The organism is Pseudoalteromonas sp. G5_S1_54_S4 (genome assembly GCF_054968565.1).
Window position 1 is genome coordinate 39,507 of sequence record NZ_JBQKUL010000034.1, and the last position, 10,172, is coordinate 49,678.

Sequence of the window (10,172 nt, forward strand, 5' to 3'; positions counted from 1 at the left end):
CTCCGTTAATAAATTACTCGTCTGCAAACCAACAAATATTACGTGCAGCCATAATTAGCTCGCCCGCTTTCTCTGAAGATAGCTCTGTAATATCTACAAGCTCATCAATGCCTTGCTCAGCTAAGTCTTCAAGTGTTACTACACCCTTACTTGCCATAACAAATGCTAAATGACGCTCTAAGCCTTCTAGCGCAAGTAAGTCTTCAGCAGGCTCAGCGCCTTCTAAGCTTTCTTCCGTTTTAAGCGCTTTCGTTGTTAATGCATCTTTTGCACGTGAACGTAATACGTCCACTGTTTCTTCATCTAAGCCGTCGATTTCTAAAAACTCTGAAGCCGGAACATAAGCAACTTCTTCAAGTGTTGAGAAACCTTCGTTGATAAGTAATGATGCAAATTCGTCATCAATATCTAAGTTTTCAGTAAATAAGTTAATTAACTTATCTGACTCAGCTTCGTTCTTAGCGCGCATTTCATCAACGGTCATTACGTTTAATTCCCAGCCAGTTAATTGGCTTGCTAAACGTACGTTTTGACCATTACGACCAATAGCTTGTGCTAAGTTATCAGCTTCAACAGCAATATCCATTGAGTGTGTATCTTCATCCATTACGATTGAAGCCACTTCTGCTGGTGCCATTGCGTTAATAACAAACTGTGCAGGGTTGTCATCGTAAAGTACGATATCAACACGCTCACCGCCAAGTTCTGACGATACCGCTTGAACACGTGCGCCACGCATACCAACACACGCACCAACAGGGTCAATACGCTTATCGTTAGATTTAACCGCGATTTTAGCGCGTGAACCTGGATCACGTGCTGCAGCGCGTAATTCAATCATTTCTTCGCCAATTTCTGGCACCTCAATGCGGAATAATTCCATCAGCATTTCTGGTTTAGAACGGGTTACAAATAATTGTGCACCGCGTGCTTCAGGCTTCACTTCATATAAAAGACCGCGGATACGATCACCCGGGCGGAAGTTTTCACGTGGCAGCATGTCGTCACGATAAATAACCGCTTCTGCGTTGTTACCTAAATCAAGTACGATTGCATCACGGGTTGCTTTTTTAACAACACCCGTTACCAGCTCGCCTTCTTGATCTTTATATGCTTCAACGACTAAGGCGCGCTCTGCTTCACGTACTTTTTGTACGATCACTTGCTTAGCCATCTGTGTTGTTATGCGGTCAAATTTAATTGATTCAATCTGCTCTTCTACGTAGTCGCCCATTTTCAAGTCAGGTTCTTCAACTTGAGCAGCTTCTAACGTGATTTCGCTGTATGGATTCTCTAAAGAACCATCTTCTAAAACTTCAGCTATTTGCCAGCGACGGAAGGTATCGTAATCGCCGGTTTTACGGTCAATTGCAACACGTACATCAATTTCACCATCATGCTTTTTCTTTGTCGCTGTCGCTAATGCGAACTCTAGAGCTTCAAAAATCTTTTCTTTTGGAACCGCTTTCTCATTGGAAACGGCTTCAGCAACCAATAATATTTCTTTTGCCATGGGTAATGCCTCGCTTGCCCTATTCCTTCGCACTCGAATTAAAACTTTGCGATTATGTTCGCACGTTCAATGTTACTAAGCATGATTAAATGCTCCGCACCATCGCTAGATAGTGTGATCATATCGCTGCTAACTGCTATTAAGTCGCCTTTAAAATTACGGCGACCATCTTGTGGAAGCTTAGTACGCACGCGTACTTCCTCTCCTTGCGCCTGCTCGTAGTGATCTTGTTTGAATAATGGACGATCAACACCAGGAGACGACACTTCCAAATCGTATTCGTTTGTAATTGGGTCTTCGACGTCTAAAATCGCACTAATTTGACGACTTGCATCGGCGCAGTTGTCAACTGAAATCCCATCCTCATGAGCAATGTATACTCTTAAGGTAGAATGGCGACCCGCTTGTACAAACTCAAGCCCATGTAATTCAAAGCCTAACATTTCTACCGCAGGCGTTAACATGGTTACTAAATCTTGTTCAAGTTTTGTCACGAAAATCCTCCATACAAACAAAAAAAGGGCTTATAGCCCTAAAATACTGAGTTTAAATTTTGATTTAATCGATAAACATTAAATCAAACGGTGCAGATACAACAACGCCCCGAACCAAGCGGGGCGTCACACCAAAAAACGCAAAACTGTGTGGCCTAGGGCCAAGCTTGGTTGCGAGTCAGTACCCTGACCAAATTAAACTTCATTAGCTTAAACGCAAAACGCGCATTACTTAGAATGCGCGATATAAAGTAGTAAGCATAAACCTACTATTAAGATTGGTTGCGGGAGCCGGATTTGAACCAACGACCTTCGGGTTATGAGCCCGACGAGCTACCAGACTGCTCCATCCCGCGCCAATAGATAAAAAGTTAATAACTTAATATCGCTGTTAGTAAATTTTATAACCTACTAAACAATGGCCGTTATTATAAAGATATACACCTAAATTAGCAACCACAATAAGTAATAAGTTGATAAAAAAAGCAATGCTGTTTATTGCTTTGCTCTATGATTAAAACGACATGTAGAAATCGATCGCTTTTTAAAATACAGCGTATAAAAATAATTTTGGCTCATTATGAAAAAATTCAAAACCTTAAAACTAATTTTAGGTGACCAGCTAAACCCCGCTCATTCTTGGTTTAAAGATAAATCCGATGACACCGTGTTTGTGATTGCCGAGCTCATGCAAGAAGCGCAGTACGTAAAGCATCACGTGCAAAAAATATCAGCCTTTTTTAAAGCCATGGAAAACTTAGCTAACGCCTTAAAAGATGCCGGCTTTAACGTGTTGCATTTAACGTTAGATGACACCAAAGACGATAATAACTTACCCGCTCTTTTAACTCGCTTAGCTAAGCAGCATGAATGCACCTCAATTGAATATCAATACCCAGATGAGTACCGTTTAAAAACACAACTGCACGACTTTGCCACTAACAGCGAATTAGCTGTGACTGCCTGTGACAGCGAGCATTTTTTATTAGCATTTAACGATATAGACAAACGCTTTAAAAAAGATAAACACGTCACTATGGAGCATTTTTATCGGGCAATGCGAAAGCAGTTTGATATTTTAATGGACGATGAAAAACCTCATGGCGGTCAATGGAATTTTGATGCGAATAACCGTAATAAGTTTTCAAAAAGCGATTTAGCCGATATCCCCAAACCCAAATTATTTAAAAATGATGTTAGCACCATCATTGAGCGTTTAGATAAACATAAAATAAAATACTTTGGGCAAATAGAAACCCAATTAAGCTGGCCAACAACCCGTAAACAAGCAATAAGCGCACTTGATCACTTTTGTGCACATTTACTCCCCCGCTTTGGTCAATTTCAAGATGCGATGACAGATCAATGCCCTGATAAAGATACCTTTTATCACAGCCGGTTATCATTTGCGTTAAATGCCAAAATTTTACACCCTCGCTATATTATCGACCGTGTTGTCAAAGAATACCAACAACGCCAAGATGAAATATCTATTTCTCAGGTTGAAGGCTTTATTCGTCAAGTACTGGGTTGGCGCGAATATGTGCGTGGCGTGTATTGGAAAAACATGCCCGATTACGCTTACAAAAACCAGCTTAATGCAACCCGTGCACTGCCACGTTATTTTTGGAATGGTAAAACAAAAATGAACTGCTTAAGCCACTCATTAACACAAAGCTTAGACAGCGCGTATGCCCATCATATTCAGCGCTTAATGGTAATAGGCAATTTTTGTTTATTAACCGCCATCAGTCCCGATGAAGTGGATGAATGGTATTTAGGTGTTTATATCGATGCAATTGAATGGGTAGAAATGCCTAACGCCCGAGGGATGAGCCAGTTTGCTGACGATGGCATCATAGCCACTAAGCCTTATGCGGCTAGCGGCAACTATATAAATAAAATGAGCGACTACTGTAAAAGCTGCCAATACAAAGTAAAAGAAAAAGTGGGTAAAGACGCGTGTCCGCTAAACAGCCTCTACTGGCAGTTTATGCAAAAACACCGAGAACGACTTGAGAAAAACCCGCGAATAGGCATGGTTTATCGTAATTGGGATAAACAAGATGAATCATTGCGCCAAGAAACCTTAGAGCAAGCTAACAACTATTTAAATAATATTGAAAAGCTTTAAATATAAATGCCGTCAATTGACGGCAGCATTCTTGATAGTTAATATTAAAGTACCAAAATAGGTAATATTGTTAATTAAATGTTTTATTTGTCATGTCAGTGTAATGAGCTTATTTTTTAATAGCACCTCTTACTCCAAACTATGATGAGAATAAAATGAAAAAACAATTAATTGCAGCGACACTTTTATTACTCGGTACAAGCCAAGCTCAAGCTTTTAGTCAAGAAACTCACAAACGTATTGTTCTTGATGCCGTAAATTATATGCAGCAACACCCAGCCAGCACCGAATATGCTGCCCTACGTCAGTACGCTGCACAAAACAATCTGACAATCTCTGAATTAGCCGAGCTGCTGGGACAAGCTGCTTATGATGTAGATGACTTTGAAGACACCTTTTTCTGTGGTGCTATTACAGGTTCATGTGTTCAAGCGCCAGTATGGGGAGCAGCGCAAAGTATAGTTAAATATACAAGCTATTGGCATTTTCAAAATCATACCCAAGGTGCAGACCAACATGGAAACGATTTTGGTGGTTATAATTATGAAAAGCTCACCGTTTGGGGAAATATTGATAATCTTGCATCTGCTTGGCTTAAAGGTGACTATCTTGATGATGGTAAAGGGGGAGAAACAGGTTGGTTTAATGCCGATTCTTCAAAATATAACAGTTATGGTGTAACAGAATCTCACTACAGAATCGATAGCAACTCAACCTATTCTATGTACGATGACTTTGAAGAAATGCCATTTCAACCTATCGATAATTTAGGGCAATATTGGTATCAAAGTTACTTACAAAGCGGCAATCCCCAAGTATTAGGGTTTGTATTTCATACTACTGATTTATTACAACCTCACCACACATGGACCACATCAGATCTAAATCATTCTAGTTGGGAAAGTTGGGTAAACGATTACTATGACCAAGAGCAGCTCAACGATTTATCACTCGTTACTCAAGCAATGCAAACGTTCTCGCCTTTAGATAAAAATAGCCAAGATGTTCGCCCATTATTAACTCAAGGCGGTTCATTTTCTTATGCACAAGGTGGGATTGTACTCAACTCAGAAGATCATTTTGATCGCCTTAATATAGCTAAGCAGGTCGTGCCCCATGCAATAGCAATGGTGGTGCACTTATTAAACCACGCCATGGTTGCTCGCTAATGAAAAAAATGGCTATTTTAGTGATCACATTACTAGGTGTGTTTTACCACTCCCTAGTAATGGCATCATTTACACAATACAGCAGTGATGAAATTAACTTTATGCATCGTGCTTATTTAAAGCACAACCCTGATATTACAATCAATGAAGTTAGAACTCGTCTGTATGAGAATCAGTTTTTATTACAACAAGCTGCGCTAAAAACACCTGCGATAATAAAACGACAATCTGCCGTTGGTTTTAGTACTCAATACCATGTTGAACGTTACTTAAAAAATCTGTTCGATTCACAATTAGTTATAAGCACACAGTCAAGCCCGATAAAGCTTGAAACTTATGATAACCAATGGCTTAAACACACATTAGGGCCCTACCCTAAAAATGGCCAGTATGTGCAAAGCGCCATCAAAAAAATGCAGCAGTTTGATTTAACCCCTCTTTTGTATAACGCTATTAATTTATATGAATTTGTCGATTCACTATCAATGCAGGTACGCTTTAAACTCCACAAAGGAGATAGTGAACTATTCAAAAGTGAATTAATAAAAAAACGGCAATTCAATATAGCGTTTTCAAAAGCCAAACCGATTTTGGCAAAACAGAATATTGATATTGTACATCTGTATGAAATAGCTAAAGGAGATATTCTGCGCCCCTCCATTCAAAGCTGGCTAGGCATAAATACAATGATGCATATGCAAAGCCCCGTTCTTGAAAAACTAGAGAAACAAGTAAACAAAAACGAAATTAAAGCGTTTTATCAAGCCAATAAATCGCAGTTTAAATTTTTAAGCCACGTAAAAGCACATGGAGCTCAATTTGCTCATCGAGCCAATGCTGTAGGTTTTCGCACCTTGGCCGGTAACAAAACGCTAAAACAAGCATTAGTAATATCAGGAAAACAAGATATATATGCTCAATACAACAGTGAATTAAACCGTAAAAACAAAAGTAGCTGGGTTGTACAACTTGCGTTCACAACTAAAGAAAACACTATTTCTCCTGTTATACGTACACCCAGTGGTGAATGGGTGGTGATACACAGTTATGAGCATCAGTTTGAGTACTTTTCGCCAGAAGATGAAACCGTTCGATACCAAGCAACAAAGGCCATCGCAAAACAAAAAGCGGTACAACAGTATGAGGATACTTGGCTCAAGTGGCAAAATAAGACAGGAGTAATTTTATGAGCAAAAAAGTTTTCGTTTCTGTTGTTGTAGCTTGTGTTGGTATGTACGCACTTTTTACTCAATATACTAGTAAACCAACGATAAAGAATATTGATTCCCTTAACCAAGCTAAAAGTGTTAAGCAAATAACGTCACTTGAGCTGACTACTGCTGACATGACCCAAGAGCTGAAAAGCACGCAATTGAAAACGGCTACAATTAGTAATACTAGCCCTCAGCCTTTGCCACCAATAACCTCTCCTGCCTATTTACCCAACATAGTAAAAAATACTCAGCCAGTTGCTCAGTACAGCGGTGATTTAAATAATCACCAGGCATATCAAGATTTCCACCTTGAACAGCAAAGACAGCTAGAGCAACGTTTTGTTATTGCTGCAAAAGCCAAAATATTAAAGCTTGAAGACTTACTTGCTAAAGGCCGGCAAAAAAAGCTTTCACAAGAACAACTGCAAGTTGCGATAGATAAAATTAACGCTTTAAAACAAATGCAAATAGATTTAAAAGACTAACAACGCAAAAAGCCGCCAAATGGCGGCTTTTCACAGGGAAAATACGTGTGCTAGCTTAGCTATTTGCTTTCGAGCATATTGCCTGAGCCAATTTCAATTTTACGCGGCTTCAGCGCTTCTGGGATCTCACGTTCAAGGTCGATGCTTAGTAAGCCGTTGGCTAGGTCTGCGCCAAGTACTTTAACGTGGTCACCTAACTGGAACTTACGCTCAAAGTTGCGCTCGGCAATGCCTTGATGAATGAATTTGCGCTCATCGTTTTGATCTTTACCTGCTTTAGTGCCTGATACAACTAACGTGTTGTTTTCAGATTGTAGGCTTAACTCGTCTTCACTAAATCCAGCAACTGCCATAGTGATACGGTATTTGTCTTTATCAAGCGCTTCGATGTTGTATGGAGGAAAACTTGGCTGCTTGTCAGTTCGTGCAGCGGCATCCATTAATGATGCTAAATGATCGAAACCAATGAATGAACGGTATAGGGGTGATAAATCTACTGTACGCATAATAATATCCTCATATTTAAGCGATATATTGCTGCCACTTTTCGTTTGAACAAGTAACAGCAAAATTTAATTAATAATATAATTTTCAAATAGTTCTGTTTAAATGAAGACCCATCAGGCGTCCTCAAATAACTATTTATGGGCGGACAATTTTATTTCAAGATTTTTTATAAAATATTTTTTATTTTTTTACAGGCCCTAAAAAAAGCGAACACAATAATCGTTTTTTTGCACTGTAATAAATAATGAAATTAGTTAAACTAGGGTCAACTAATTTGAGGAGAGCGTTATGTTAACAGTAATTTTTGGCCGTGAAGGCTGCCCTTTTTGTGTTCGCGCTAAAGATGTTGCAGAGCAACTTGCTAATGACCGCGATGATTTTAAATACCGCTACATCGACATCATCAAAGAAGGTATCAGTAAAGAAGATTTAGAGAAGTCTGCAGGCAAGCCATGCCCGACTGTGCCACAAATTTTTGTAGACCAAACACACATTGGTGGTTTTACTGAATTTGAAGCCTACGCCAAAGAAAACCTAGGCCTTTACCAGTAAATTTGTAGGTATATTGTTAACCAGCTTAATTAACGCACAACTTGAGCTGGTTAAATTTCGACCAACATCAAACACATATAAATTAGTTGTAATTTATACAAGCATTTGCCTCGTATTTCCTATACAATGCGCGCCTCTTTAAATTCGTTGAGGCGTATTAATGTCAGAACCAGTCACGTTTGAATCTCTAAATCTTTCTCCTGCAATTTTAAAGGCAGTTGAAGAGTTGGGTTACAAGACACCATCTGAAATCCAAGCTCAATGTATACCGTTATTGCTAGAAAGAAAGGACGTACTGGGACTAGCACAAACGGGTACAGGTAAAACAGCAGCATTTGCACTGCCATTACTAAATAATATTGACCCGTCTGTGAAACAGCCACAGATCCTTGTACTCACACCAACCCGTGAGCTTGCGATCCAAGTAGCTGAGGCATTTGAACAATATGCAAAACACACTCGTGGTGTTGAAGTACTGGCACTATATGGTGGCCAGAGCTACAGCATCCAGTTGAGCGCACTTCGTCGTGGCGCACAGATTATTGTTGCTACACCGGGTCGTTTAATCGATCACATAAACCGTGGCACTATCAAGTTTGATGCTTTACAAGCACTTGTACTTGATGAAGCCGATGAAATGCTACGTATGGGCTTTATCGATGATGTTGAAAACATCATGGAAAAAACGCCGCGTGAAAAGCAAACATGTCTTTTCTCTGCGACTATGCCTAAGCAAATTCAAAACATCAGCAGCAAATATATGAACAACCCTGAACAGGTTCATATTTCTGCACGCAACTCAACTGTATCGTCAGTAGAGCAAGTGTTTTGGAATGCACACGTACATAAAAACAAAGCCATTGTTCGTTTCTTAGAAGCAGAACAATATGAAGGTGCTATTGTTTTCGTACGTACACGTAACGATACAGTGCAACTAGCTGAGTTATTAGAGCGCGAAGGTTTCTCTGCTGCTCCACTTAACGGTGACATGAACCAGCAAGCGCGTGAGCGCACAGTTGATCGTTTAAAAAGCGGCATGCTAAACGTTGTTATTGCAACAGACGTAGCGGCACGTGGTCTTGATGTAGACCGTTTAAGCTTAGTTATCAACTACGACATTCCACAAGACTCTGAAGCCTACGTTCACCGTATCGGCCGTACAGGTCGTGCTGGTCGTACTGGTAAAGCGATTCTTTTCGTTAAGCATAACGAGCGTTACTTACTTAAAAATATCATTCGTCATACTAAATCTGAAATCGCACAAGTTGAATTACCTACAGCTAAAGTTGTTGAAGAAAAACGTATCAATGCCTTACAAGAAAAGCTTACGCTTGCTCTTGAAAACAAAGATATTACTTTCTTCAATGAAGTGGCTGCTAACATGGCACAAAAACTTGAGCTTGCTCCTGAAGACTTAGCGGGTGCGTTACTGTGTTTAGCACAGCAACAATCACCAATTAAAGTTGAAGAAGTTAAGATTCAACCGCGTGAGCGTAACGAACGTAATGATCGTAATCCTCGTAGCAATGACCGTGGTCGTCGTAACGAACGCGGTGGTGAGCGCGCTGAGCGTAAACCACGCGAGCGCAACAGCCGTGATGCAGGCCCTATGGATACATACCGAATCGAAGTAGGTCGTGAGCATGGTGTTCAGGTTAAGAACATTGTTGGCGCAATTGCTAACGAAGCAGACATTTCAAGCAAGTTTATCGGTGACATTCGTCTTCACGACAGTCACAGTACGGTACAATTACCGCAAAACATGCCTAAAGATGTACTTGATCACTTCCAAAAAGTGTTTATTTGTAAACGCCCAATGGGTATGACATTAACACAAGATCAAGGCCCTTCTGAGCCACGCGGCGAGCGTTCTGAACGCCCTGCTGGTGACAAGAAGCGTAGCTTTAATAAAGAAGGCCAACGCCCTGATAAGCGTAGCGGTCCTCGTAAAGAACGTCGCCCAGTTAGCTTCACCGCTAAGTAAGCAACGACCCTTTAGTAAAAAAACCTTGCCACGAAAGTGCCAAGGTTTTTTTGTGTCTGAAATTTGAAGATAATAGGTTCAAGGTGAAAGGTTTGAGCAGCTAGGCGTTAAATTTTTAAC

Annotated in this window: 9 protein-coding genes and 1 tRNA gene; 6 read left to right on the forward strand and 4 right to left on the reverse strand. The window is 40.2% G+C overall.

All coding sequences use genetic code 11. The annotated features are described in order from the left end of the window. Window positions 1-13: 13 nt before the first annotated feature. From nusA to ACTRWE_RS13290, 3 genes are all read right to left on the reverse strand, one after another. Window positions 14-1,513, reverse strand: coding sequence for a transcription termination factor NusA (gene nusA / locus ACTRWE_RS13280; RefSeq protein ID WP_013464535.1), 1,500 nt, complete (start codon window positions 1,511-1,513; stop codon window positions 14-16). A gap of 38 nt (window positions 1,514-1,551) precedes the next feature. Then, a complete protein-coding gene (gene rimP, locus ACTRWE_RS13285) occupies window positions 1,552-2,007 on the reverse strand; it encodes a ribosome maturation factor RimP (RefSeq protein WP_008114543.1) in 456 nt (151 codons plus the stop codon). A 279-nt stretch (window positions 2,008-2,286) separates the two neighbouring features. Then, a tRNA-Met gene (locus ACTRWE_RS13290) sits at window positions 2,287-2,363 on the reverse strand. 224 nt (window positions 2,364-2,587) lie between these two features. Between ACTRWE_RS13290 and ACTRWE_RS13295 the strand changes: the two genes are divergently transcribed. The 4 genes from ACTRWE_RS13295 (at window position 2,588) to ACTRWE_RS13310 (ending at window position 7,009) form a co-directional block, all read left to right on the forward strand. Continuing rightward, window positions 2,588-4,141 carry a cryptochrome/photolyase family protein gene (locus ACTRWE_RS13295; protein ID WP_013464533.1) on the forward strand — a complete coding sequence of 518 codons (1,554 nt, stop codon included), beginning with the start codon at window positions 2,588-2,590 and terminating at the stop codon, window positions 4,139-4,141. Window positions 4,142-4,296: 155 nt separating this feature from the next. After that, on the forward strand, window positions 4,297-5,310 hold the full coding sequence (locus ACTRWE_RS13300) for a phospholipase C/P1 nuclease family protein (RefSeq protein ID WP_462880135.1): 1,014 nt from the start codon (window positions 4,297-4,299) through the stop codon (window positions 5,308-5,310). Continuing rightward, a complete protein-coding gene (locus ACTRWE_RS13305) occupies window positions 5,310-6,500 on the forward strand; it encodes a peptidyl-prolyl cis-trans isomerase (RefSeq protein ID WP_013464530.1) in 1,191 nt (396 codons plus the stop codon). The genes ACTRWE_RS13300 and ACTRWE_RS13305 overlap by 1 nt, the downstream gene beginning before the upstream one ends. Further along, window positions 6,497-7,009, forward strand: a complete 513-nt coding sequence (locus tag ACTRWE_RS13310) for a hypothetical protein (RefSeq protein WP_013464529.1) — start codon at window positions 6,497-6,499, stop codon at window positions 7,007-7,009. Before ACTRWE_RS13305 ends, ACTRWE_RS13310 begins: the two co-directional genes overlap by 4 nt. 59 nt (window positions 7,010-7,068) lie before the next feature. Here the strand turns inward: ACTRWE_RS13310 and ACTRWE_RS13315 are convergent, their stop codons facing one another. Then, on the reverse strand, window positions 7,069-7,515 hold the full coding sequence (locus tag ACTRWE_RS13315; RefSeq protein ID WP_010391385.1) for an Hsp20 family protein: 447 nt from the start codon (window positions 7,513-7,515) through the stop codon (window positions 7,069-7,071). Between the two features lie 289 nt (window positions 7,516-7,804). On the opposite strand from ACTRWE_RS13315, the gene ACTRWE_RS13320 reads away from it, so the two are divergent. Continuing rightward, window positions 7,805-8,068: a GrxA family glutaredoxin gene (locus ACTRWE_RS13320; RefSeq protein ID WP_008114535.1), complete on the forward strand. Its 264-nt coding sequence runs from the start codon at window positions 7,805-7,807 to the stop codon at window positions 8,066-8,068. Window positions 8,069-8,228: 160 nt separating this feature from the next. Continuing rightward, window positions 8,229-10,052, forward strand: coding sequence for a DEAD/DEAH box helicase (locus ACTRWE_RS13325; protein ID WP_350655142.1), 1,824 nt, complete (start codon window positions 8,229-8,231; stop codon window positions 10,050-10,052). Window positions 10,053-10,172 lie beyond the last annotated feature (120 nt).